This window comes from Serratia sp. JKS296 (assembly GCF_900215445.1).
In the GTDB taxonomy this organism is placed as follows: domain Bacteria; phylum Pseudomonadota; class Gammaproteobacteria; order Enterobacterales; family Enterobacteriaceae; genus Serratia; species Serratia marcescens.
Genome location: NZ_OCMX01000001.1, coordinates 3,028,810 through 3,054,099 on the forward strand (window position 1 = coordinate 3,028,810; position 25,290 = coordinate 3,054,099).

22 protein-coding genes and 1 pseudogene are annotated in these 25,290 nt (G+C 60.0%); 11 read left to right on the plus strand and 12 right to left on the minus strand.

The genetic code is table 11. From position 1 onward, the window contains the following. The first annotated feature begins 2 nt into the window (after positions 1-2). From ychF to CRO23_RS14465, 4 genes are all read left to right on the plus strand, one after another. Positions 3-1,094, plus strand: coding sequence for a redox-regulated ATPase YchF (gene ychF / locus CRO23_RS14450; protein WP_004941048.1), 1,092 nt, complete (start codon positions 3-5; stop codon positions 1,092-1,094). Positions 1,095-1,390: 296 nt separating this feature from the next. After that, positions 1,391-1,975 carry a TetR/AcrR family transcriptional regulator gene (locus CRO23_RS14455; protein ID WP_016928107.1) on the plus strand — a complete coding sequence of 195 codons (585 nt, stop codon included), beginning with the start codon at positions 1,391-1,393 and terminating at the stop codon, positions 1,973-1,975. Between the two features lie 919 nt (positions 1,976-2,894). Continuing rightward, positions 2,895-4,061: an efflux RND transporter periplasmic adaptor subunit gene (locus CRO23_RS14460; RefSeq protein ID WP_100225597.1), complete on the plus strand. Its 1,167-nt coding sequence runs from the start codon at positions 2,895-2,897 to the stop codon at positions 4,059-4,061. Between the two features lie 10 nt (positions 4,062-4,071). Further along, complete coding sequence (locus CRO23_RS14465) at positions 4,072-7,398, plus strand: efflux RND transporter permease subunit (protein ID WP_097102323.1); 3,327 nt, start codon at positions 4,072-4,074, stop codon at positions 7,396-7,398. Here CRO23_RS14465 and CRO23_RS14470 read toward each other — a convergent pair. Together CRO23_RS14470 and CRO23_RS14475 are read right to left on the minus strand one after the other, a co-directional pair. After that, positions 7,395-7,826: pseudogene (locus CRO23_RS14470) on the minus strand (tautomerase family protein); the annotation flags it as partial. The gene CRO23_RS14465 and the pseudogene CRO23_RS14470 overlap by 4 nt on opposite strands. Before the next feature lie 38 nt (positions 7,827-7,864). After that, positions 7,865-8,305 carry a helix-turn-helix transcriptional regulator gene (locus CRO23_RS14475; RefSeq protein ID WP_255253511.1) on the minus strand — a complete coding sequence of 147 codons (441 nt, stop codon included), beginning with the start codon at positions 8,303-8,305 and terminating at the stop codon, positions 7,865-7,867. A gap of 618 nt (positions 8,306-8,923) precedes the next feature. On the opposite strand from CRO23_RS14475, the gene CRO23_RS14480 reads away from it, so the two are divergent. From CRO23_RS14480 to CRO23_RS14505, 6 genes are read left to right on the plus strand one after another with little or no spacing between them, the layout of a single operon-like run. After that, complete coding sequence (locus tag CRO23_RS14480; protein WP_033640638.1) at positions 8,924-9,457, plus strand: fimbrial protein; 534 nt, start codon at positions 8,924-8,926, stop codon at positions 9,455-9,457. 59 nt (positions 9,458-9,516) lie between these two features. Next, the gene (locus tag CRO23_RS14485; RefSeq protein WP_255253512.1) at positions 9,517-10,269 is read left to right on the plus strand and encodes a fimbrial biogenesis chaperone; all 753 of its coding nucleotides are present in this window, start codon (positions 9,517-9,519) and stop codon (positions 10,267-10,269) included. A gap of 20 nt (positions 10,270-10,289) precedes the next feature. After that, positions 10,290-12,821: a fimbria/pilus outer membrane usher protein gene (locus CRO23_RS14490; protein ID WP_097102328.1), complete on the plus strand. Its 2,532-nt coding sequence runs from the start codon at positions 10,290-10,292 to the stop codon at positions 12,819-12,821. Positions 12,822-12,848: 27 nt separating this feature from the next. Next, on the plus strand, positions 12,849-14,189 hold the full coding sequence (locus CRO23_RS14495; RefSeq protein WP_016928116.1) for a fimbrial protein: 1,341 nt from the start codon (positions 12,849-12,851) through the stop codon (positions 14,187-14,189). Beyond that, positions 14,189-14,938 carry a fimbrial biogenesis chaperone gene (locus CRO23_RS14500; RefSeq protein ID WP_028128038.1) on the plus strand — a complete coding sequence of 250 codons (750 nt, stop codon included), beginning with the start codon at positions 14,189-14,191 and terminating at the stop codon, positions 14,936-14,938. The genes CRO23_RS14495 and CRO23_RS14500 overlap by 1 nt, the downstream gene beginning before the upstream one ends. Positions 14,939-14,981: 43 nt before the next feature. Beyond that, the gene (locus CRO23_RS14505; protein WP_016928118.1) at positions 14,982-15,848 is read left to right on the plus strand and encodes a hypothetical protein; all 867 of its coding nucleotides are present in this window, start codon (positions 14,982-14,984) and stop codon (positions 15,846-15,848) included. A 5-nt stretch (positions 15,849-15,853) separates the two neighbouring features. Here CRO23_RS14505 and CRO23_RS14510 read toward each other — a convergent pair whose 3' ends face one another. The 5 genes from CRO23_RS14510 to CRO23_RS14530 form a co-directional block, all read right to left on the minus strand. Further along, positions 15,854-16,447, minus strand: coding sequence for an ATP-dependent Clp protease proteolytic subunit (locus CRO23_RS14510; protein WP_016928119.1), 594 nt, complete (start codon positions 16,445-16,447; stop codon positions 15,854-15,856). A gap of 45 nt (positions 16,448-16,492) precedes the next feature. Then, positions 16,493-16,822, minus strand: coding sequence for an SRPBCC family protein (locus CRO23_RS14515; protein WP_097102330.1), 330 nt, complete (start codon positions 16,820-16,822; stop codon positions 16,493-16,495). Next, positions 16,819-17,133: an ArsR/SmtB family transcription factor gene (locus CRO23_RS14520; RefSeq protein ID WP_097102332.1), complete on the minus strand. Its 315-nt coding sequence runs from the start codon at positions 17,131-17,133 to the stop codon at positions 16,819-16,821. Before CRO23_RS14520 ends, CRO23_RS14515 begins: the two co-directional genes overlap by 4 nt. 110 nt (positions 17,134-17,243) lie before the next feature. After that, a complete protein-coding gene (locus tag CRO23_RS14525) occupies positions 17,244-17,669 on the minus strand; it encodes a universal stress protein (protein WP_015377548.1) in 426 nt (141 codons plus the stop codon). A 147-nt stretch (positions 17,670-17,816) separates the two neighbouring features. Then, positions 17,817-18,335: a hypothetical protein gene (locus CRO23_RS14530; protein ID WP_048795217.1), complete on the minus strand. Its 519-nt coding sequence runs from the start codon at positions 18,333-18,335 to the stop codon at positions 17,817-17,819. A 231-nt stretch (positions 18,336-18,566) separates the two neighbouring features. On the opposite strand from CRO23_RS14530, the gene metQ reads away from it, so the two are divergent. After that, positions 18,567-19,382: a methionine ABC transporter substrate-binding lipoprotein MetQ gene (metQ, locus tag CRO23_RS14535; protein ID WP_016928123.1), complete on the plus strand. Its 816-nt coding sequence runs from the start codon at positions 18,567-18,569 to the stop codon at positions 19,380-19,382. A 46-nt stretch (positions 19,383-19,428) separates the two neighbouring features. Here metQ and CRO23_RS14540 read toward each other — a convergent pair whose 3' ends face one another. The 5 genes from CRO23_RS14540 to CRO23_RS14560 form a co-directional block, all read right to left on the minus strand. Continuing rightward, positions 19,429-20,193: an SDR family oxidoreductase gene (locus tag CRO23_RS14540; RefSeq protein ID WP_033640649.1), complete on the minus strand. Its 765-nt coding sequence runs from the start codon at positions 20,191-20,193 to the stop codon at positions 19,429-19,431. A 139-nt stretch (positions 20,194-20,332) separates the two neighbouring features. Continuing rightward, positions 20,333-21,253 carry a sugar ABC transporter substrate-binding protein gene (locus CRO23_RS14545; protein ID WP_097102334.1) on the minus strand — a complete coding sequence of 307 codons (921 nt, stop codon included), beginning with the start codon at positions 21,251-21,253 and terminating at the stop codon, positions 20,333-20,335. Between the two features lie 63 nt (positions 21,254-21,316). Then, the gene (locus CRO23_RS14550) at positions 21,317-22,357 is read right to left on the minus strand and encodes an ABC transporter permease (protein WP_025160279.1); all 1,041 of its coding nucleotides are present in this window, start codon (positions 22,355-22,357) and stop codon (positions 21,317-21,319) included. A gap of 15 nt (positions 22,358-22,372) precedes the next feature. Further along, entirely contained in the window at positions 22,373-23,857 is a 1,485-nt protein-coding gene (locus CRO23_RS14555; RefSeq protein ID WP_097102335.1) for a sugar ABC transporter ATP-binding protein, read from the minus strand. Positions 23,858-23,932: 75 nt separating this feature from the next. Then, the gene (locus CRO23_RS14560; RefSeq protein ID WP_016928128.1) at positions 23,933-24,862 is read right to left on the minus strand and encodes a sugar ABC transporter substrate-binding protein; all 930 of its coding nucleotides are present in this window, start codon (positions 24,860-24,862) and stop codon (positions 23,933-23,935) included. Between the last annotated feature and the right edge of the window lie 428 nt (positions 24,863-25,290).

Here is a 25,290-nt window from a genome sequence, read left to right on the forward strand (position 1 = left end):
ACATGGGATTCAAATGCGGTATCGTCGGCCTGCCTAACGTAGGCAAATCCACCCTGTTCAACGCGTTGACCAAAGCGGGCATTGAAGCAGCCAACTTCCCGTTCTGCACCATTGAACCGAACACCGGTGTGGTGCCGATGCCCGATCCGCGTCTGGATAAGCTGGCCGAGATCGTCAAGCCGCAGCGCATTCTGCCGACCACCATGGAATTCGTCGACATCGCCGGCCTGGTGAAAGGCGCGTCCAAGGGTGAAGGCCTGGGCAACCAGTTCCTGACCAACATCCGCGAAACCGAAGCCATCGGCCACGTGGTGCGCTGCTTCGAGAACGACAACATCATCCACGTCAACAACAAGGTCGATCCGGCCGAAGACATCGACGTCATCAACACCGAGCTGGCGCTGTCTGACCTGGACACCTGCGAGCGCGCCATCCACCGCGTGCAGAAGAAAGCCAAAGGCGGCGACAAAGACGCCAAGGCCGAGCTGGCGGCGCTGGAGAAATGCCTGCCGCACCTGGAAAACGCCGGCATGCTGCGCGCGCTGGATCTGACCGCGGAAGACAAGGCGGCGATCAAATACCTGAGCTTCCTGACGCTGAAGCCGACCATGTACATCGCCAACGTCAACGAAGACGGCTTCGAGAACAACCCGTACCTGGACACCGTGCGTAAAATCGCCGACGCCGAAGGCTCCGTGGTGGTCGCCGTGTGCGCCGCCGTGGAATCCGACATCGCCGAGCTGGAAGACGAAGAGCGCGACGAATTCATGGCCGAGCTGGGTCTGGAAGAGCCGGGCCTGAACCGCGTGATCCGCGCCGGTTACGAGCTGCTGAACCTGCAGACCTACTTCACCGCCGGCGTGAAAGAAGTGCGCGCCTGGACCATCCCGGTCGGCGCCACCGCTCCGCAGGCGGCCGGCAAGATCCACACCGACTTCGAGAAAGGCTTTATCCGCGCGCAAACCATCGCCTTTGACGACTTCATCACCTACAAGGGTGAGCAAGGCGCCAAGGAAGCCGGCAAAATGCGCTCCGAAGGTAAAGACTACATCGTCAAAGACGGCGACGTGATGAACTTCTTGTTCAACGTCTAACCCCTTCCCCGCAGCGCTTTTCTCCGCTGCCGGAAACGGAAACATCCACGCTTCGGCGTGGATTTTTTGTTTCTCGGCTCTGTGTTTTGACGGTCTGGACACAGAGCATCACGGTCTCATGTTTCCCACAGAACGATCTCGCCGTACGTTTCATTGCGCCCGTCATGACGGCATTATTCGCATCGCAGCACGAAAAACGGCTCTCGTGTTGATCCCTTGTCCTACAGGAAAAAGCTTGTCATCTTCCCTCACGCCCTTATAATGAGTATTTACTCACTTATTAAAGGAGCCTCACCGTGGCCCGTCCCCGCAGTGAAGAAAAGCAGCAGGCGCTCTTGCAGGCCGCCACCGACATTTTTGCCGAACAAGGATTAGCGGCGCCCACATCGGCCATCGCCAGGAAAGCCGGCGTCTCGGAAGGCACGCTGTTCCGCTACTTTGAAAATAAGGACGTACTGCTGAGCGCAGTCTGCGACTACCTGCTTGATGAAATGGAGCGCCTGCTGACGCAAAGCTTGCAGGGCGTTTTGCCGGGTAAAGATCAAATGCAGCTCGCCTGGGATGCCTACATTGATTGGGCGCTCGCCAATCCCGCCGCGTATGCGACAGGGAACAAATTGATGGTCTCCGGCAAGTTATCCCCTGCACAGAGGGAAAGAAGCGTACGGTTCGGTGATATTTCCCAGCTGGGTATTCCATTGGTCCAAGGGCTGGATTTAGCGCAGTCGAGCGAGTTTCAGGGCATGATCTGCACGGTAATGGCCAATGGCGTTATCGATATGGCCGTTCAAAAACCGCACCTGTTGGATATTTACAAACGCGCAGGTTATGAAGCCATGGTGCGGGCCATTGAGCTTCCTGGCGCTCATACAGCCATCTAGCTTCTTTTTTTTTAATTTAATAATGAGTATGTACTCACGCATTAAAAAAGACACGACAATCATGCCACCCGTTTCAAAACTAAAAATGCTGCGGAGACGGGCCTGTCCAAGGCTCCGCCGACTCACAATCGTTTCTTTTATTCTCAACGTGTCTTTGATCCTCTGCGGGTGCGTAACCTCGCCTGCATCAGACCGTCTGTCAGGAACCCAGCATGTTCCTGCAACATGGCGAGCCTCCCTGCCTGACTCGGCACATGTGCCTGTGTGGAATGCATGGCCCTCCGCCCGAAATGAATCAGGCGCCCGGCGCTTGCGCGCTCCGGCTGGCAAGCCCAGCCACGAGGAGAATGAGCGCGGAGCAAAAACGCCGGTTGCGCGTGCAAATTTGGAGTGCGTTCAAGCGTTATGGAATGACGCTCGCAAACTGGTTGCGGCAGAGGCTGCGGCCCTCTATTACGCATCACGCACCTGCCGGCGACAACACGCGTTCTCTCTCCAAAGCGCGCCATTGCCTGAATCCCCCGAACGGGCGAGACAAACGCCTCCGCTTCGAACGACCTCCCCTCTGCGTGGGGACGTCGCCGAGCGTGGCAAGACCGCTGCCGATGGAAACGGGAGCAACCGCCACACCACCAGGAATTCCGTTTCCTTGATGTTGGATTTATCGCGCGTGGATACCGAACCCGGCGAAAGCGCAGCGGATTGGCAGGCTGAACCGCATGAGCATCATAACCGCGTGCGATCGACCGTGCGGAAGTGGATACGGCGTTTGTTCACTTCGTCAGAGCGGGCAATGCTTCAACGCCAGGCTGAACCGCAGCAGAACAGCACCGGATTCGTTTGAAATTCAATACAGAACAATACATCGCCGCGCCGTTGGCGACTGGTCCGACAAATAATTACCTTATGGGTTCTCCCGATGACACAACTGATAGCTCAAAACACGCGCCCCCGCTTTTGGTCTTTACAGACACTTCGTACAACCGCGCTGATGATGCCGATTGCCGCCGCCTTATCGGCCTGCGATGCGCCGGCGGACAAGGTTGCCCCACCGGCAGATAAACCGACGCTGACCGTGGCCCTGACGACGCCGGCAAGACAATCCCTTTCCCGCACCATCACGGCCAATGGTTCGATTGCGGCCTGGCAAGAGGCGATCATCAGCCCGGAGGCCAATGGACTGCGCGTGCAAAAACTGTTGGTGCAGGAAGGGGATGTGGTGCGCCAGGGCCAACCTCTGGCGGAATTTACACGCGATTCCGTGATGAATGACTGGCTGCTGGCGAAAGCCGATCTCAACGAAGCGAAAGCGGTCGCGTTGAATGCGCAAGCGGACGGAAAACGAGCGCGGTTGTTGCGCGGTGTCGGCAGCCTGAGCGAACAGGATATCCAAAAGCTGTTAACCCAGGAAAAGACGGCGCAGGCGCGTCTGGAATCGGCGAAAGCGCGGATGGCGGCCCAGCAGTTGCGACTAGACCAGACGATATTGCGCGCCCCCGATGACGGCATCATTTCCGCGCGATCGGCCGCGGTCGGTTCAGTTCCTATGCAAAGCACCGAAATGTTCCGCCTGATCCGCCAGGCAAAATTTGAATGGCGAGCGGAATTGTCGGCGCAGCAGCTGGAACAAATCCAACCGGGGCAAAAAGCGCAGATCGCTTCACCTGGCGGTAACACCTGGGAAGGCATCGTGCGCCTGGCGGCACCGACGCTCAATTCGACCTCGCGCCGCGGAATTGCCTATGTGGACATCCTCCCATCAACCGCGAAGAATGCCTCGCCGATTCGGCCCGGCACGTATGCCAGCGGTACGATTACGGTAGGCGATCGGCAAGGGCTGACCGTACCGCAATCCGCCGTCGTGGCGCGCGACGGTTTTCACCTGGTGTTCACCGTAGATGACGAGCTGCATGCACATCCGCTTAAAGTCGCGGTAGGCCGTCTGGTGAATGACCAGCAGGAGATCCTGTCCGGTCTTCAAGGCGCGGAACGCATCGTCGCCAGCGGCGGCGTGTTCCTCAATGAGGGCGATAAAGTCCAGTTGGCCAACACGGCCGAGGCTTCCCACTCATCGGAACCGCGCTAAGAGGCTCATTATGAATATCTCAACCTGGTCCATTCGCAACCCTATTCCGTCCATCTTGCTCTTTGTCATCTTGAGCGTTGCCGGCTTTTATTCTTTCAAATTGATGAAGATCCAGAGCTTCCCGGACATGGATGTGCCCACGGTCACCGTATCCGCTTCGCTTCCGGGTGCAGCGCCGCCCCAGCTCGAAACGGAGGTGGCGCGCAAGCTGGAGGACACCGTCTCTTCGGTACAGGGTTTGAAGAACCTGCGCACCACGATCCAGGATGGACTGGTCGATATCTCAGCGGAGTTTCGTCTGGAAAAACCCGTTCAGGAAGCGGTGGATGAAGTCCGCTCAGCCGTGCAAAGCATTCGCACCGAATTGCCGACGGATTTGCGTGATCCTATCGTTCGCAAGCTCAACATCACGGGCAAGCCTGTCCTGGCCTTTTCCATCAGCGCCAGCAAGATGGATGAGAATGAGCTGTCCTGGTTTGTGGACAATACCCTGTCGCGGCGTCTGAGAGGCGTCGCCGGCGTAGGGTCGGTCACCCGTGTGGGCGGCGTGAACCGCGAGATCCAAGTCGAACTCGATCCGGTCAAACTGGAGGCGATTGGCGCCACCGCCGCCGAGGTTTCCCGCCAGTTGCGCGATGTACAGATGGACGCGACGGGCGGGCGAGTCGATCTGGGGCGGGGAAAACAGCCGCTGCGTTTGGTCGCCCGCGTCAAGAACGTGGATGAATTAGCCGCGGTCGAACTGTCGTTGCCCGGCGGGCAACGTTTTCGCCTGGACGACGTGGCGACGCTGAAAGACACCATTGCGGAACGCAGTTCGCTTGCGCTCCTCAACGGCCAGAAGGTGGTTGGCTTTGAGATCACGCGCGCCAAAGGCGCCGGTGAAGTCGAGGTCGGCGACAAGGTTGAAAAAGTTCTGGCGCAATTGCGTGCGGAGCGGCCTGATTTGCACGTCACGCAGGTCTTCGACTTTGTCCGGCCTGTGCAGGAGGAGTTCGACGCCTCCATGCACATGATTTATGAAGGCGCCATTCTCGCTATCCTGGTGGTCTTCATGTTTCTGCGCGATATCCGTGCGACGTTGATCTCGGCGGCGGCGTTGCCCCTGTCGATTTTACCGGCCTTCATCGGTATGGACATGATGGGCTTCTCGCTCAGTATCGTCACGCTGCTGGCGCTGTCGCTGGTGATTGGCCTGTTGGTGGATGATGCCATCGTCGAAGTGGAGAACATCGAACGCCACATCGGCATGGGCAAACCGCCGTACCAGGCCGCGATGGATGCCGCCTCGGAAATCGGCCTGGCCGTCGTCGCCACGACATTTGCCTTGATCGCCGTTTTCCTGCCGACGGCCTTCATGTCCGGCGTTGCCGGAAGATTCTTCACGCAGTTTGGATGGACGGCGGCGCTGGCGGTGTTTGCCTCGCTGGTTGTGGCGCGCTTGCTGACGCCGATGATGGCCGCCTACCTGATGAAGCCGCATACGCGCCCTCAGCGCGATCCTTTCTGGATGGCGCTCTACCTGCGCGCCTGTCGGTGGACGCTGCGGCACCGCGGGCTCACCCTGGCGCTGGCCGGCGGGTTCTTTATCGGCTCTCTGATGCTTATCCCTCTGCTGCCCCAGGGCTTTTTCCCTGCAGATGACAACTCCCAGACGCAGGTGACGTTGGAACTGCCGCCGGGGAGCACGCTGGAACAAACCCAGGCAGTGGCCGAACGCGCTCGGCATCGCCTGGCCCCCATCCCGCATATCCGCAACATCTATACCACCATCGGTGGCGGCGCAACGGGCGGCGATGTCATGGCTTCCGACGGAAAAACCGATGTTCGCATGGCAACGCTGACGGTGTTGTTGGATGCGCGTAACGAGCGTCCGAAGAAACAGGTCATCGAAGGCGAGATACGCACGGCGATGGCAGCGCTTCCGGGCGTGCGCAGCAAGGTGGGGTTTGGCGGCTCAGGTGAGAAATACCAATTGGTGCTGGCCGGCGATGATCCTCTGCTGCTGGCAAAGGCGGCCGATGCCGTATTAAGTGACCTGCGGCAGATCCCTGGCCTCGGCAATATTGCCTCCAGCGCCGGGCTGGCGCGCAGCGAAGTCCTCTTGCAGCCCAATTTCGCCAAAGCGGCCGATCTGGGGGTATCGGGCGTCGCGATTGCCGATACCTTGCGTATCGCAACCGTGGGTGACTACGATCAGTTTCTGTCAAAATTCAACGTGGAGCAGCGCCAGATCCCGATCGTCGTCAAGCTGTCAAAGGACATCCGTGAAGATATGGGGGTACTTGAACGTTTGACCGTACCAGGCGCCAGAGGCCCGGTGCTGCTCAATCAGATCGTCAATATCGAGCAAGGCAGTGGGCCGGCGCAGATTAATCGCATCAATCGCACACGCAGCGTGACCCTTGACGTGGAACTGTCGGGCACCCAGCTCGGGGATCTGGCCGCTCAGGTGGCGAAGCTGCCGTCAGTCCAGAATCTGCCGGCCGGCGTGCACCAGGTTGTGCAGGGTGATGACGAAATGATGAAGGAGCTGTTTTCCGGTTTCGGTACGGCAATGGTCGCCGGCATCCTGGCCATCTATATCGTGCTGGTTCTGCTGTTCAAAGACTTCTTCCAACCGATCACCATTCTGGCCGCGCTCCCGCTGTCATTGGGCGGCGCATTCGTTGGGTTACTGCTGGCGGGCCAGTCTTTCTCGATGTCATCCCTGATCGGGTTAATCATGTTGATGGGGATTGCGACCAAAAACTCGATCCTGCTGGTCGATTATGCGATCGAGTCACGGCGCGGCCATTACGGCCCGAATGGCGAAGTGCTCAATAAACCCATGAGCCGGACAGAGGCGCTGATTGATGCCTGCCACAAACGTTCCCGCCCCGTCATCATGACGACGTTAGCGATGGGGGCGGGCATGTTGCCCGTGGCTCTGGGTTTCGGCAGTGCCGATCCCAGCTTCCGCAGCCCGATGGCGGTGGCCGTCATCGGAGGATTGATCACCTCCACCGTGCTGAGCCTGCTGGTTATCCCTGTCGTTTATACCCTGATTGACGATCTCGAAAACTGGCTGCGCAAGTTGCCCAGCCTACTGGCACGCAGCAAGAACCTGAGCGGGAGGAAAAAAGCCGGGTTTGCCATGCTTATCGTGGTTTTGCTGTATTGGCTGGCATTTCCTGTCATTCCGTTCCTCGACATTCCCTACAAGATTGTCGTTGTCTCTACGCTTGTCGTGGTCGGTGAAACCTTGTTTGTCATTGCCATCGCCCTGCTGGGCAAAGAGTATTGGGGCCAGATCAAACACTGGCTGCGGCAGAAGGTCTTTAAGCGAAAAGGCTAAGCGCTGATGACGGTTCGCGGTGGCGAATAGCGTTTTGCCGCCGCCGCGCCCCCATCAACGTCTCCCCACGCCGAAGGCCGATTCTCGCTGCGCCACCTCACCCCCGCTGAAGACCCCGGCGCCGGCGGTTTCAATCCGTCAATGGTCCACAGCGAGAACGGCGTTTCGTCGGCGTGCAGTTCCCGACACAGCCCGCGGGCGGCGATGTCGGGTTGCAGGATGCGGGTGCAGGCCGCCAGGAATTGCTGCTGCTCCGCGTCGTTGTCCATGGCTCGGGCGATATGATCGATGGTCACCCGCACGAAGTCATCGGCCGGCTCGCCGCCGAGATAGGCCGACCCTGGCGGCAGCGCGTGAAAAAACACGTTGACGTAAAAACGCGGCAAGAAGTCCTGATACAGGGCGGTGGCCTTCTGTGCGATCGCGCGATGGCGGCTGGCCGTCGTCCAGGCCCGTTAACGGCGCGCTACAACAGCGCAATCATCTTCAGCAGTTCCACCCGATTACGGATGCCGAACTTCTTGCCGGCATTGTTGAGGTGCGAATAAACGGTTTTCGGGTGCAAATTCAGCCGCCGCGCGGTCTGGCGGATATCTTCGGTGCGGGCGGTTTCACACAGTACCGCCACCTCGCCAGGCGTGATCGCCGCCGCCCGATGCCGGCTCACCACGCGCCGTTCGCCCGCCGCTTCACGGCGGACTAGCGCCGCGCAGGTTTCCCGCACCACCTGCAGCGCTTCCCGTTTGTGCAAAATCGCATCCGGCCGCGCCGCCGCGATAAATGCCAGGATCAGCGGCGAAGTCTTATCGACGAAGAACAGTATCCGGACGTCTTTATATTCAGCGCGGCAAAGGTCAACAAACCTCAAATAGGCTTCGAACCGATAGATTTCATGGGGAAAATCCATGATAATTAAATCAGGCGCCGGGCTTATATTTTTAACGATGTTAATATTAGGCGCAGATAAGGTTATCACCCCACCGCCCAATAATGTTTTCATACCTAACCGGCACAACGACGAACCGTCGATATAAATCACTCTCACTTTAATTCTCCTTATCAGCATGAAAACATGCTTCCACACCTTAGGCAGCTTGTCGCTGTTCTTTTTTGGGGTAATTCGTTTGCAAAGCACACCGATATAAAACATCTTGATAACATGTTTTTCAAATAATCACGCAACATTCAGCACGTTGATTAATACGCAAAAAAGGCATGAATGTTTCAAATTATTTCATAAGTAAAAACTGACAACCCAATAAAAACGCAACGCAATGATATAGATCTATTTTCCATTTTGTATGATATAAGGGAAAATGAAAATAAATGTAACAACCCACACCATCACCTTATTACCATGTGGAAAACACCTATAGGGAAAATTCTTAGTTTGTTAGGATGAAAATCCATGTTTGCCGACGCGTTTAAAAAACAATTGCGCAACATGATTAATCAACAAACGCACGTCAGTAATTTATTACTGTCAGGAAAGCTTTTCTCTAAAGTTAATTAAAGGGCATTTCACATGAATGTTAAATTAGTCGCATTATCCATGCTGGCTCTCTCCGGCGCCTGTGCGGCCGCCTCATCCAATACCGTGCAATTCAAAGGCGAAGTCAGCACGCAAACCTGTTCGGTGAATATTAACGGCAACCAATCCAACCCGGTCGTGTTGCTGCCGACCGTCGCCGCCAGCAAACTCGCCGCCAAAGGCGCCACCGCCGGCGACACCACCTTTACCGTTAACGTGACGGGCTGCGCCGCGGCGACCAGCGATACGGCGATCAAAACCGTGCTGGCGGGCAACAACCCGACCACCAACGGCAACCTGGGCAACGCGGGCGATGCGGCCAAGGTGTCCATTCAACTGCTGGACAGCGACGCCACCACGCCGCTGTCATTCGCCAGCGGTTCGACCGTCACCACCTCCGCGATGACGCTGGCGAAGGACGCCACCTCCACCTCACAGAATCTGGTGGCCCGCTACTACGCGGAAGACACCGGCGTGGCGGCCGGTTCGGTGATCGCCACCGCCCAGTTCGCCATTAGCTACAAATAAGCCGGCGTCAGGCGCCATACCTGTTGATGCCAGCGCCGTTCCTTAGCGGGCGGCGCTGAATGACTCGCTCCCTTTATCGGTTCACGTTTATGCCGCAGATAACCCGCTCCGCCCGCCGATGGGCCGCCCTGTCGCTTTGCCTGATGAGTTTTGCCGCCACCCACGCCTTGGCCAGCGTAACGCTGCTCGGCAACCGCGTGATCTACCCCGCCGAGGCGCGGGAAAAAACGCTGCAGTTCACCAATGACGACGGCACCCCGGCGCTGATGCAGATCTGGCTCGACATCAATAATCCGCAGTCCACGCCGGAAAACGCCGATGCGCCCTTTGTCGCCTCGCCGCAAATCTTCCGCATGAATCCGCACAGCGGGCAAATGGTGCGGCTGTCGTTCGTCGGCCAGCCGCTGGCGCGCGATCGCGAATCGCTGTTCTACCTCAACTTCCTGCAGGTGCCCGCCGTGCGTCAGACGGACAGCGACAAGAACAAACTGCTGCTGGTGGTCACCAATCGGCTGAAGGTGTTCTATCGCCCCGCCGGGCTGGCCGGCGACGCCAACCACGTCATCGATCGCCTTAGCCTGCGCCAGATCGGCAACGCGCTGCGCGTCGACAACCCGACCGGCTACTACGCCAACGTCAGCCAGGCCACGATCCTGAGCGGCGCGAAACGCACCGTGATCCCGCAGGCGGATCTGATCCCGCCGTTTTCGCAGGCCAGTTGGCCGGTGAACGGGGAGGTGCGGCAGGTCGAGCTGCGCGTCATCAATGACTATGGGGTGGAAATCACGCGCACCCTGAACGTCGCGCGCTGAAACCAGACAGGGAGGTTTTCATGTTCGATGTCCGCAAGGCGACGCCGCTGCCCGCGCGCTGGTGCTGCGCGCTGCTGGCGCTGCCGCTGGGCTGCGCCGCCGCCGACGGCTATACCTTCGATCCCACGCTGCTGCGCGGCAGCGTGCTGAGCAACAGCGCCCTGAGCCAGTTCAACCAACAGGACGCCGTCGCCCCCGGCAGCTATCAGATCGATCTGTACCTCAACGGCCAGTTTCTCGAGCGCGACCAAATTCGCTTCGTGCGCGCAGACAAGCAGGTGCTGCCCTGTTTCGATCGGCCGCAGCTGACACGCTTCGGGCTGAAGAATCCGCCGGCGGCCGAGGCGGAATGCCTGCTGCCCGGCCGGGATCTCAAAGACATCGCGGTGAACGCCGATATCTCGCGGCTGCGGCTGGATCTGAGCATTCCGCAGGCGCTGTTGAACGGCCAGCCGCGCGGCAGCGTCAACCCCGCCAGCCTGGACAGCGGCGAATCGATGGCCTTCGTCAATTACAACCTCAACCAGTACCACGTCAGCTACCGGCAGGGGCAAACCCGCGACCTCGATTCGACCTACGCCAACCTGAACGGCGGGTTCAACCTCGGGCTATGGCGCTACCGTCAGCAGTCCAGCTACCGCTACGATCGGGAGTTCGGCGGTCACCTGGACACCAGCCGCCGCTACGTGCAGCGCGCAATCCTGCCCTGGCGCAGCGAAATGCTGTTGGGCGAAGGCTTTACCGACGGGCACTTCTTCTCTGGCCTGGGCTTTCGCGGCATTCAGCTCAGTTCGGACGATCGCATGCTGCCGGATTCACAGCGCGGCTATGCGCCGGTGGTGCGCGGCGTGGCGAAAAGCAACGCGCGCGTGACGGTGCTGCAGGGCAAAAGCACGCTGTACGAAACCACCGTAGCGCCGGGGCCGTTCGCCATCAACGATCTGTACGCCACCAACTACGCCGGCGATCTGACCGTAGTGGTGACCGAAGCCGACGGCAGCGTCAGCACCTTCACCGTGCCGTTCGCCGCAGTGCCGGAATCCATCCGCCCCGGCCAGTCTCGCTACTCCGCCATTGTCGGCCGTTCCCGCTACGTCGGCGACAACGATCTGTTCAGCGAAGTGACCTGGCAGCACGGCCTGACCAACGCCCTGACCTTCAACCTCGGCAACCAACTGGCGGACGGCTATCAGGCGATGATGCTGGGCGGCGTGTACAGCAACGAACTGGGCGCCTTCGGCATGGACACCACCTATTCCCACGCCAGCCTGCCGGACGGCGGCGCCTCAGGCTGGATGCTGCATCTCTCTTACAGCCGAACCTTCAGCCCGACGGACACCACATTATCCATCGCCGGCTACCGCTACTCCACCGAAGGTTTCCGCGATCTCAGCGACGTGCTCGGCGTGCGGCGCGCCGCCGTCACCGGCCAACGCTGGCAGTCCGACTCCTACCGCCAGCGTTCGCGTTTCGAGGTGGCCGTCAATCAGGGCATGGGCGCGTTCGGCAGCCTGACGATGTCCGGCTCGACCCAGGACTACCGCGATCAGCGCGGCCGCGATAATCAGCTCCAGTTGGGCTGGGGGAAAACCTTCGGCAACGGCGTGGCGCTTAACCTCTCCGTCACCCGCACCCGCAGCTTGGGCTACAGCAACGGCGACTACCGCGGCTACGGGCCGCTGGACAACGTCTACAGCGCGCCGCTGGCGCAGAACACGCAGACCGTCACCGCCCTGTCGCTGAGCTTCCCGCTCGGGCGTTCGTCATCCGCCCCCAGCGTCTCGCTGCTGGCCAACCACAGCCAGGGTCAGGGCGGCAACTATCAGGCTGCGCTGTCGGGCAGCGTCGGTGACGAGCAGCCAGTCAGCTACGGCCTGAACTTCACCACCGACGACGATCGCCAACAAAGCATCTGGGGCGGCAACCTGCAAACCCGCCTGCCCTACGCCAACGTCACCGGCTCGTTCTCCACCGCGCGCCAGTATCGACAAGGCTCACTGTCGCTGCAGGGCGCGGTGGTGGCGCACCGCGGCGGCGTGACATTAGGGCCGTATGTCGGTGACACCTTCGCCCTGATCGAGGCGCCCGGCGCCAACGGCGCGCAGGTGATGGACGGCCAAGGCGCGCGTGTCGATCGCTTCGGCTATGCGCTGGCGCCGGCGCTGGTGCCCTATCACTACAACACCGTCGCGCTGAACCCCGAGGGCATGAATGACAAAGCGGAACTGGAAGACGGCCAGCGGCGCGTCGCGCCGTACGCCGGCGCCACGGTGCGCCTGCGCTTCAACACCGTGCGCGGCCAGGCACTGCTGATCACCGCGCAGCGGCCCGATAACGCGCCGATCCCGATGGGCGCCAACGTATTGGATAAGGCGGGGAACAGCGTGGGCATGGTCGGCCAGGCCAATCAGGTGTATCTGCGCAGTGACCGGAATGCCGGTGTGCTGAGGCTGAACTGGGGCGACGCGCCCGGTCAGCAGTGCACGCTGCATTACCGCCTGCCCGTCGCGGAAGACAGCCCGATCCAACGGCTCAGCGCCCCGTGCCGCTAGCCCGTTTAACTTATCTCAGGAGAGACGATGAAACGCATTTCTTATCTGGTCGCCGCCCCGGCGCTGTTCGCCCTGTCGCTGTTCGGCGCGCCCGCGGCGCTGGCGCAATGCACGCGGGTCGCCCCCTGGATCGACTCCGGCTGCGATCCTTGCGGGGTGGGCACGGCGCTGGGTCGGGTCAACCTGACCAGCACCTATCTGCAGCCCGTCGGCACGCCGCTCGGCACCAGCGTGTTCGATCTGACCTCCGGCACCCGCTATCCCGATCCCAATAAGGTGCTGTATGAATGCGATGCCGGCGATGTCGGGCAAATTTATGAAGTCTTCGCCACCAACGGCGACGATCGCGTCGGCGGCTATTACGATCTGGGCGCCAGGGACGGCAACCCCAACTATTACGCCACCTACTTCCCTTACGTCGGCATCCGTTTGACCCACCTGGATTCCGGCAAGGTTTTTACCCGTTACTGGCAGTCGGCGCCGATTACCCGCTACGCCACCGTCGGCAACAAAATCCAGATCCGGGTGAAAGACTTCAGCGCCATCCGCGCCGATCTGATCCGCATCAGCTCGCTGCCGGGCGCGGGCGCCAGCAACTACTGCGGCTACAGCGCCGGCAACCCGCTGGTGGGCATGGCGTCGACCACCGGCAATTCGAACTATACCTGCACGCAGCCGAACGGCTATGTCACCTTTCAGGGGCCCGGCATCGCCTCGGATCCTATCGGCAGCGATTCCGCCACCAACTACGCCACCTGGGGCACCGGGCGCTGGAATGCGATGGGCATGGGCACCGCACCGATCTCTTCGCTGACCTATACCGCCACCTGCGTGGCGCGCAACGTCACGCCGCTGGTGATCCTGCCGACCCTCTCCGTCAGCCAGTTGACCGCCGGGCAAACCTCACAGGCGCAGTTCACCCTCAATATCGAATGTGACAACGCCGCCGTGTCCGGCGTCAGCAGCAACAATACCGCCCTCGGCCTGCAGGTGCCGTATGAAAGCTATGTCGCGGCGCAGCGACTCGGATTGGTCAGCGCCAACGGCGGCGTGAGTTACCTGCTCTCCAGCGGCTACGGCACCGACAGCAGCGTCGCTACCGGCGTGGGCATCGCGCTCGCCAACGCCGGTAACGGCGCGCCGATGAACTTTGTCGGCTGGGCGCGCTGCAGCGCCGGGCAATGCCCGCAGGGCAATGACGCCGGCTGGTATCCGGTGCTCAACGGCGCCAGCGGCGGCGGCAGCACCGCGGCGGGGTTTACCCACTACACCACCCAGCTCACCGCCACGCTCGCCCGGCTGCCTGGCCAAACCGTCACCGCCGGCAAGGTGGACGCCAGGGCCTACGTCTGGGTTAAGGTGCAATGATGAGAAAGAAATGCCTGATTATGGGATGCGCCCTGCTGCTGGCGCTGGCTTCCATCGGCGCGCAGGCGGGCATCATCGCCTCCGCCACGCGGGTGATCTTTCACGAGGGCGAGACGGAAAAAACCCTGATGCTGCTCAACACCAACGGCTATCCGATCGTGGCGCAAACCTGGGTCGATAACGGTGACGTCAACGCCGCCCCCGAACTGTCCCGCGCGCCGTTTGTCACCCTGCCGAGCGTATTCGCCCTGCAGCCTTCGGCGCTGAAAGGGCTGCGGATCCTGTTTGCCGGCGCGAGCCTGCCCGCCGACAGGGAGTCGGTGTTCTGGCTTAACCTGTATGAGATCCCGCCCAGCCGGCCGGCCACGCCGCCGCTGGCATCGCGCGTGACGCTGGCGATGAACACGCAGATGAAAATCTTCTACCGCCCCAGCGCGCTGAAGGGAAACGCCGACAACGCGGCCAAGGTCGTTTCGTTCACGCTGCAAAAATCACCGGGCGGCTATCTGCTGCGCTGTCACAACCGGTCGGCGTTTTATCTCTCGTTCGCTCGCATCACCGTGCAAACCGACAGGCGCGATGCCCCGGTGCGGCAAGAAAGCGACATGATGACCGCGCCATTCAGCACGCGAGATTATCACCTGGACAACGTTGCAGCGTCGGAACTTCCCTCTCAGATCACCGTTCAGGCCACCCTCATCAACGACCAGGGCCAACAGATCGTCAAGTCATACACAGCAAACCCATAACGATAAAAAGCAGCACATTTTTTAAGTACAGGAAATAGGGAAAATGAGTCTAAGCAGATTCCAGCTACAGTTTCACCTGGAGAAACAGGCCAACATCATCAGGCAGTCACCGGCGTTTCACGCCGCCATCGTCAAACACGGGGAGTTATTGAAAGAGACCTACAAGAAACATCCGCTGTTTTACAAAATCATCTTCAGGAACAGCCGGTTCATCATTTGTTCCACCATCCTGTCCATTTATTACCATCAGCCCGCCGCCGGGCTGAAAGACATCAAAGCCTTTTTTAAAGGGAAAAATTTGATCAGCGAGAACTCCCTCGACTCCTTTCTGTTTTTTTTGCGGGTCGGGCGCCGGTTGGAGGTCAAACCCTGTGAGCATGACAAACGCCAGTTACGCTATAAGCCTACGCCGCACGCGCTGGCGGAAACCCAGGCGCTGATCGCCTCAATGGCGCGGCCTTATCAGGCGCTGGCACCACAGATGCCCATCGCGACGCTGCTGGCGGCGCCCGGCTTTCTGTCCACCTTTTTCGCCGCCTACGGGCAACTGATGCTCAAGGAGATCTACCTGATCGATCTGGTGCAACAGTCAGGGCTGTTTATCAGCAAAGATGCCGGCCACATGGTGCTGTTGATGCTGTTTATCGAAAGCATCCGACAGGACGCCCCTTTTCTGCTGCTCTCCTCGGCCAAAATCGCCAAGTCCTGCTCCGTCTCACGCGCGCACGTGAACCGCATTCTGCAGGCGGCGGAAAAATCCGGCCTGCTGACCACCACCAATAATGTGGTGATCGAACTCAACAGTTCGTTCTTCATCATGGCGGAACGCTATTTCAGTCTCTATTTTGCGATGGTCGAATTCGGGCTTGAACGGGTTTGGCAAACGCAACAATCCGCCTCGCACTCCTGAGCCCTTTACCGCGCCCGCAATACCCGATCGATCAACCCCCAGACCGCCGCTTCGTCGGCGGTCATGAAGCGATCGCGATCCAACACCCGCTCCACCTCTTCATAACTTAGGCCGCAATGTTGGGCATACAACCGAATCACCCGGTCTTTGGTGCGCTTCATCTCTTCGGCGTGGATCAAGATGTCGGAGGCCTGCCCCTGAAAGCCGCCCAGCGGCTGGTGCACGTGCAGGCTGGCATTAGGCAGCGCCATGCGGTGCCCCGGTTCGCCGGCCATCAACAGGAACGACCCCATCGAACGCGCGGTGCCCATGCACAGCGTATGCACCGGCGCGCGGATATACTGCATGGTGTCGTAAATCGCCAGCCCGCTGGTGATCGCCCCGCCCGGCGAGTTGATGTACAGGTGGATCGGTTTTTCCGGGTTTTCCGCCTCCAGAAACAGCAACTGGGCACACAGCATTTCGGCCACGTCGTCGTTGACTTCGCCGTTAAGGAACACGATCCGATCGCGCAGCAGGCGCGAATAAATATCAAAGGAACGTTCTCCCCGGCTGGTCTGTTCCACCACCATCGGGACGAGCATCATCTTCTCACGCATCGGTGAACTCCTGGGTTGGCAACAAAGAGAAATGTGTTTAACGCGTCAGGCGGCGCGCATCACCGTCGGCGGGCCATCGTTGGCGGCGTCGAGCTGGTGGATAATCCGCAGCAGGCTGCCGCCGCCGGAGTCCGGCACGATCTGCAGGGTGACGACGCTTTCGAGAAACGGCGGTTGGTCGTCGCGCAGGCGATAGCTCACCGCCTCGCCCGGCGTGGCGGCCAACGGTTCAGCCTGCGCCAGATCCCCCGTCGGCAGCCATTGCTCGCGCAATTCGGGAACGCTGAGCGCCCGCCACACTTTTTCCGGCGGCGCCTCGAGCGCATACTCCAACACCAGCCGGTCGCGCGGCGGCCGCTCAGCCTGTTTGTTCATTGATCCATGTCCTTCAGCAAGTTTTGCAGCGCGTCGATGCGCGCCGGCCAGTAGGCGCGGTACTTCGCCAGCCACTGGGCGATCTGCGCCAGCCCTTCCGGGTCGACCTGGTAATTGACGCAGCGCCCCTGCTTCGTCTCGCGTACCAGTCCGGCGTTACGCAGCACCGCAAGGTGTTGTGACATCGCCGACTGGCTGATGGGCAGCCCTTCGCGCAACGCACTGGCGTTCATGCTGGCGACAGCGAGTTTGTCGAAGATGCGGCGGCGGGTCGGATCGGCCAACGCCTTGAAGATGTCATTTTCGTTCATATAAACACATTAGTATTCACTTATGTATTATGCAACCGAGCACGGCATTTTTTGCTGCAAAAGAGACTCCGCGCCGCAGCGCGGAGTGAATGGACGAGGCATGATCGCGCTTATGAACGGATCGGGATCACCAGCACGTCGATATTCAGTTGGTTGATGGCGTTGCGGGTAGAGGAAAACAGGTTGCTCCACAGATCGTGGTGATGGCCGAACACCAACAGATCGATGTTCTTGTCCACGACCGCCGTGCGCAGTTCGTCAACGAAGCCGCCGCGCCCGATAATCACTTCCGCGATCGGGTAATTGACGTTTTGCGTGGTGGGTTCCAGCTCTTTGCGGATCTTCTCTTCGAACGGCACGCCGTCATAGCTGCGTTCCGAAAAGCCGATCGCCGCGTGATAGGTGTCGTAGTGGACGTCCACATAGATCAGCGAGAGTTTGGCCTGCAGCGCTTCCGCCAGCAACGCCCCCTTTTCGACCAGCCGTTTGCCGTCATCGCTCAGATCGGTGGCGATGACAATATGGTGGTAACACATAGCGCCTCCTGTCATGGACTCGGTTGAGCCGAGGCTCCGATATCACGCCGGGGTCATATCGTTATGATTAATTTTAGTTCAGAAATGGCGCTCATGGCGGGAGGTGATGCGGTGGGAAAGCCCCGTTGCCGGGGCTGAAGGCAGAAATTATTTCTCGCGCTGCGCCTCAAACCAGACGTTGCACAACGACAGGATCAGCGTGTTGGCGTCTTTCACCAGCACGTTATCGCCGGGCACCCCATCAGTGCCCTGATCGGTGATGCCTTTGATGACGGTATCCGCGTGCTGAATGGCCACACGCTCGACCGACGGCGTGCTGATGCCCAGCATCGGGAAATCGATATAGGAGCTGCTGCCGGCATTGTCCTCGACAAACTCCTGCGCTTCTACGGTGCTGACGGTCGCCCCTTCGCTTTTCAGCGCCGTGTCGTTCCAGCTGAACGCATCCGCCTTATAGCTGATTTTGCCGCCGATCAGGCTCTGCGCCTGTTGCTGATCCCAGCAGCCGGTGGTTTGAGTCGGCACAATTTTGTTGACGCGCCAGTTGCCCAGCAGCTGTTTAGGGATCGGCCCGGTATCGCTCTCCGCCGCCCGAACCTGAGTCGCCGAGACGCAGGCCAACACCACCAGCGGCAGCAGCGCCTTGCTCCAAGTGTTCAATCGCATTGTCTATTCCTTCGTTTCAGTACCCAGTCTGCCCTTACGGGCCAATGGCTATCATAATAAGCCCGCCGATTCGCCGTCAAAACAATCCGCACCGCGCAGCGGCCGCTCATAGCTAATCGCTATGAGTCATAGTGAATCAGTATTTTGTTTTAGCCCAGCGATTACCTACAGTCACTGCCACTATTCTGCCCGCCAAAATTAGCAGGCAATGTTGACAAGGACCCTGGGAAAATGACATTTACGCTGAAAAACCTCACGTTGGCGCTGGCCGCCGCCGGCACGCTCCTGCTGACCGCCTGCGGCCCGACCGCACAGGACGAGCACCACATCAAGGTCGGCATCAGCGCCGGCATCGATCAGTCGCTGTGGGCGGTGGTGCAGAAGGTCGCCAAGCAAAAATACGATCTGGACGTGGAGGTGGTGACCTTCAACGATTACGTGCTGCCGAACGAAGCGCTGAACAATGGCGATCTGGACGTCAACGCCTTCCAGCACAAGCCTTACCTGGACAAGCAGATGCAGGAACGTGGCTACAAGCTGGCGGCGGTGGGCAATACCTTCGTCTACCCGATCGCCGGGTATTCGAAGAAGATAACCGCACTCAGCCAGTTGCCGGACGGCGCGCAGGTGGCGGTGCCTAACGATCCGACCAACCTGGGCCGTTCGCTGCTGCTGTTGCAAAAACAGGGGCTGATTACCCTGAAAGACGGCGTCGGCCTGCTGCCGACCGCGCTGGATATCGTCAGCAACCCGAAAAAGCTGAAGATCGTCGAGATTGAAGCGCCGCAACTGCCGCGCGCGCTGGACGACCAACAGGTGACGCTGGCGATCATCAACACCAACTATTCCAGCCAGATTGGCCTGTCGCCGGCCAAGGACGGGCTGTTTGTCGAAGACAAAAACTCGCCTTACGTCAACATCTTCGCCAGCCGCATCGACAACAAAGACAGCGAGAAAGTGAAGGATCTGGTCAAGGCCTACCAGACCGACGAAGTGGCGGCCAGCGCCGCCGACATCTACAAAGGTGACGCCGTCAAAGGCTGGTAAATCTCTCCCGTATGCCCGTGGCGCCAGGCCACGGGCCATGCCAACCTCAGCCGCGCTGAATGGACACGCCGCCGTCCACCAGCATCGCGGTGCCGGTGACGAATGAGGAAGCGTCAGACGCCAGATACAGCGCCGCCTGCGCGATCTCCTCCGGCATCGCCAGCCGCTTCAGCGCGTGCAGATCGGCCACCTGCGCCAGCGCCTCCGGGGTATTGCTCATCTGCCGGCCCATCGCCGTGTCGGTGCCCCCCGGCAGCAGCGCGTTCACCCGAATGCCGCGCCCGCCAAACTCCACCGCCAGCGCCTGCGTCAGGCCGATCAGCCCCGATTTGCCGGCCGCATAGGCTGCCGTGCCGGGAAACGCCGCGGTGTGGCCGACGAACGTGGAGGTGAAAATCACCGAGCCCGCGCCGCGCGCCAGCATGGCGGGAATTTGATGCTTGGCGCCGTAATAGGCGCTGGACAGGTTGGTTTCCAGCACCTCGCGCCATTCTGACGCGCTGAGCGCCAGCGACGGCCCCAGCGGCCCCAAGGTGCCGGCGTTGTTGAAGGCGATATCCAGCCCGCCGAATTCGTCGACCGCCGTCGCCGTCAGCCGTTCGGCGAAGGCTTCGTCGCGCACGTCACCCACCACCGCCAATGCTCGGCCGCCCTCGCGCCGAATGTCCTCCACCAACTCGGCCAACAGCGGCGCGCGCCGGGCGCCCAACACCAGCGCCGCCCCCTGCCGGGCGAACAGCAGCGCCGCCGCTTTGCCGATCCCCGAACTGGCGCCGCCGATCACCGCCACCTTGCCGTTTAATGCATTCATCGCTCATCCTCACGCGGTTTAAAGATCCTCAGTGTGAGGCAAGATCCCGCGCCGCGCTGGCCGCAAGCGGACATGTAACTGACGCCAATAAAAAAGGCGCTGCAAGCAGCGCCCCGGCAACGCGAATCTGACGGTTAACTCACGGCCTGGTCGCATACTTCTGCATCGTGGCCGGCGTCACCAGCTCGAACGGGATCCAGTAATACGGCTCGAGCTTTTCACCGTTGATCATGCGCTGCGCCACATCGACCGAGGCCTTGCCCTGGCCGACCGCGTCCTGGAACACCGTGACCTGCATCTTGCCGGAGGCCAGCGCCTTGAGGCCGTCGGGCGTGGCGTCGATGCCGCCGATCAGCACTTTCTTGTCCGCCTTGCCCGCCTGCTGCAGCGCCATGATCGCGCCGATCGCCATCTCGTCGTTGTTGGCGGCGACGATGTCGATCGCTTCGCCGTTGGTCAGCCAGTTCATCATCAGATCCATGCCTTCACTGCGTGAATAGTTGGCGCTCTGCTTCTGCACCACTTTCATTTTCGGGTACCTGGCCACCACCTGCTCCACGTCTTTGGTGCGCTGCAGCGCGCCGGCGTCGGTCAGGTTGCCGATCATCACCGCCACGTTGCCCTGGTAGTTGGCCAGCCGCGCCAACTCTTCCATCTGCAGCGTGCCGGATTCCCGCTCGTCGGAGCCGACGAACACCACGCCCTGCGGCAGTTTGGCGTCGCCCGGCGTGCGGTTCACGTACACCAGCGGCACGCCGGCGGCCTGCACCATTTTGGTCATTACCGGCGTGCTGGCCGAGTTGACCGGATCGACGATAATCGCGTCCACCCCGGCGCTGATAAAACTCTGCACCTGATCGGTCTGGCGGCCGACGTCGCCGCGCGCGTCCTCAAACTGCACGGTAATGCCGCGCGCCTTGGCCTCCTTGTCGATCGCCTGGCGGATAATGGTGAGGAAATTCTGGTCGAAATAGGCCATCGATACGCCGATGGTTTGCGCCAATGCCGGGGTGGACGCACACAGCGCCACCGCCAGCCACAGCCCTTTCAGGTAATTCATGATGTGCCCCCCGGCAAAAAAACACCGCCGGCCAACTTTGGCGCCGGCGGCAATTCACGGCAATCAGTGTTTTTTGCGGTTGCGACGCATGTCGATCGACACGGCGGCGACGATAATCACGCCTTTGATGATGTCCTGAATGTAAGAATCGACGCCGATAAAGGTGAAACCGCTTTTGATAAGGCCGAGGATCACCGCGCCGATCAGCGTGCCGGTGATGCGCCCGACGCCGCCCATCAGGCTGCTGCCGCCGATCACCGCCGCGGCGATGGCGTCCAGCTCGTACGACATCCCCATGCTCGACTGGCCGCTGCTGACGCGCGCCGCCAGCACCACGCCCGCCAGTCCCGCCAACCCGCCGGCGATGGTGTAAACCGTCACCAGATATTTGTTGACGTTGATGCCGGACACCCGCGCCGAAGTCATGTTGCCGCCGATGGCGTAGATGTATTTGCCGTAGCGGGTGTGTTTGAGCGCGATATGGAAGATCACCGCAATCACCAGGAAGATGATCACCGGCATCGCGCCCTGGCCGATTGACGTGAAGCCGTCCGACAGGAAGCTGACCGGATTGCCCTTGGTGTAGTACTGCGCCAGACCGCGCGCCGATACCATCATCCCCAGCGTGGCGATGAACGGCGGAATGCCGGTGCGGGTGATCAGGAAGCCGTTGATAAATCCGCAGACGATGCCCACCCCGATCCCCGCGCCGATCGGGATCGCCGCCGGCAGATCGAGCAGCCCCGGGTACATCGGCGAAATGCTGTCCGAGGTCTGCGCCAGGCTGGCCGCCACCACCGCGGTCAGCGCAATCAGCGAACCGGAGGAGAGATCGATGCCGGTGGTGATGATCACCTGGGTGACGCCCACCGCGATAATGCCGATGATCGCCACCTGCAGCACGATCAGCAGCAGGCGGTTCGGGTTCAGCAGGAACGACTGATCGCGCATGTACCAGCCGAGGATTTCGAAGATCAGCGCGATGCCGATCATCACGATGAAGATGCCGGTATCCTTCGGCATTTTGCCGCTCAGCCCGGAGAACAGCGTTCCCTTGCCCGTTGAATCGGCGGAGAGCGGCTTCTCAATCTTTACGTTACTCATGATGTTCACCCTTCGTTATTCTGAGGCCAGCGCCAGGATCTTCTCCTGGTCCGCGTCGTCTTTGTCCAAAATGCCGGTGATGCGGCCGCCGTGCATCACCATCACCCGGTCGCTCATGCCGAGGATCTCCGGCAGCTCGGAGGAGACCAAAATGATGGCGACGCCGCGGTTGGCCAGCTCGCTGATCAGACGGTAGATTTCCGCTTTCGCCCCCACGTCGATGCCGCGCGTCGGTTCGTCGAGGATCAGAATTTTCGGCTGCGCCAGCAGCCAGCGCGCGATCAGCACCTTCTGTTGGTTGCCGCCGCTGAGGTTATTGATGATCTGATCCATGGTCGGCGTTTTGATGTTGAGTTTTTTGATCTGATCCATGCAGTCTTTGGCCATCTGTACGTGGCTGACGAAACCGTTCTTGCCGATGTATTCCGACAGGTTGACGATGCTCATGTTCTCGACCACCGACAGCACCAGAAACAGGCCGGATTTTTTGCGGTCTTCGGTGAGAAACGCCAGCCCGCTCTCGATCGCCTTCGCCGGGGAATCGACCTTCACCGCCTGGCCTTCGATAAAGATCTCGCCGCCGTCCGCCGGGTGCATGCCGAACAGGCTTTCCATCACTTCGCTGCGCCCGGCGCCCACCAGCCCGGCGACGCCGAGGATCTCGCCGCGTTTGACACTGAACGACACGTCATGGAACCAGCCGCTGCGGCGCAGCCCCGCCACCCGCAGCACTTCCTCGCCGATATTGTTGTTGAATTTGGGGAACATCTGCGTCAGTTCGCGCCCCACCATCATGGTGATCAGCGACTGTTTGGTCAGGTTTTCGGTTTTGTCGCAGGCGATGAAGGTGCCGTCGCGGAAAATGCTCACTTCGTCGGTGATGGCGAAGATCTCGTCCATCTTGTGGCTGATATAGATGATGCCTTTGCCCTGCTCGCGCAGTTCGCGGATGATGGCGAACAGATGCACCACTTCACCTTCGGTCAGCGCCGAGGTCGGTTCGTCCATGATCAAGACGTCGGCGTTGTAGGACACCGCCTTGGCGATCTCCACCATCTGCTGGTTGGCGATGCTCAGATTACCCACCAGCGTGTCCGGCTGCAGTTTGATGTTCAGCCGCGCCAGCAGCTCGCGGGTGTTCTCGTTCAGCTGTTCGTGGTTGACGAACCCTAACCGCGCCGGCTCGCGCCCCAGCCAGATGTTTTCCGCCACCGTCATGTAAGGCACCAGGTTCAGCTCCTGGTGGATCATGGAAATGCCCGAATGCAGCGCCTGCAGCGTGTCGCTGAAGGTGACCGGCCGGCCTTTGATTTTTATCGAGCCTTCATCCGGGTGGTAGATGCCGATCAGGCATTTCATCAGCGTCGATTTGCCCGCGCCGTTTTCTCCCATCAGCGCATGCACGCTGCCGGGTTTGATTTTAATCGAGACCTTATCCAGCGCTTTGACGCCGGGGAACTGCTTGCTGATGCCTTCGGCCTCAAGAACATAAGGGTACATACCGCTTACCTCCGCACTGACCCACGTTTTCCGCCGCGCTCGCCCCACACCGGCGCCCGCGGCGGGCTTCAAGGCTTATTTCTTGTTTTTATCGGCGAATTGCTGGTAATTGGCCTGAGTGATCAGCTGGTAAGGGATCAACACGTTGCTTTCCACTTTTTCGCCTTTCACCAGTTGAACGGCGGTCTGCACCGCGCCCTCGCCCTGGCCTTTGGCGTCCTGGAACACGCTCAGCGCCAGATCGCCCTTCTTGATGAACTCCAGCGCGTCCGGCGTGCCGTCAACGCCGGCCACCAGCACGCCGGATTTTTTGGCTTGCTTCAGCGCCAAAATAGCGCCGATGGCCATTTCGTCGTTGTTGGAGGCGATGGCGTCGATCTGCTGGCCGGACAAAATCCAGTCGGTGGTGACGTCCACCGCCTCTTTGCGGAAGAACTTGGCGGTTTGCTTGTCGACTATTTTGATGCCGGGATAGTTGGCCGCCACTTCTTCCACGCCGCGGGTGCGGTCGCGCGTGGCTTCGCTCGACAGCTCGCCCATCAGGATCATTACGTTGCCCTTGCCGTTCATCAGCTTGGCCAGCGCTTCCATCTGCAGTTTGCCGGCCAGCTTGGAGTCGGATCCGACGTAGGCCATGCCGGCCGGCAGCGCCACTTCCGGCTTGCGGTTGACGAACACCAGCGGGATCTTGGCGTTCTCGGCCAGCTTGATCATCGGCTTGACGCCCTGGGTATCCACCGGGTTGAGGATGATGGCGTCGACGCCCTGGCTGACGAAGTTTTCGATTTGTTGAATTTGCTGCGCGATGTCGCCCTTGGCGTCTTCGAACTGGCCGCTGACGTTGCCGTCGGCTTTCATTTTGCTTTGCATCGACTGGCGCAGAATGGTGAGGAAGTTGTCATCGAAGTAAGCCATGGAAACGCCGATCTTGATGTCTTTCGCCAACACGCTGGCCGGCAGCATGCACATCAGTACCGAGGCGGCGATCAGTTTCTTCAGCTTCATGTTCGTTACCCTTTAATCGTTAGAATGAAGAGGTCTGTTGGTTGACAGCTAATGAAAAATATTTTTTACATTCAAACAACAATACGGTCGGTGTTATCCCTTTGATACGGCGAAATTACCGCGTTATCGCCGTATTAAGGCCGTGAACAAAATGGTGATCGATATCTCAAAACAGATTAAAAACAATCAATTGAAATAAACCCCTGGAGGAGAAAGCCGCGTCCTCGCCGCTTTTTTAAATGTTTATTTCATAATTTAGATTATTGAAACTTTTTAACCCAAACAAGCGAAACATGCGTTTTGGAATGGCTTATTAACAAAAACATGACATGGATCTAACAAATGAAATGAAAGCCGCCCGCGAGCGTTCCCCTTTCGTGCGCCGGCAAAAACTGCGAGCGGGCGCGCAGTTTGCGGTTTCCGCGTTT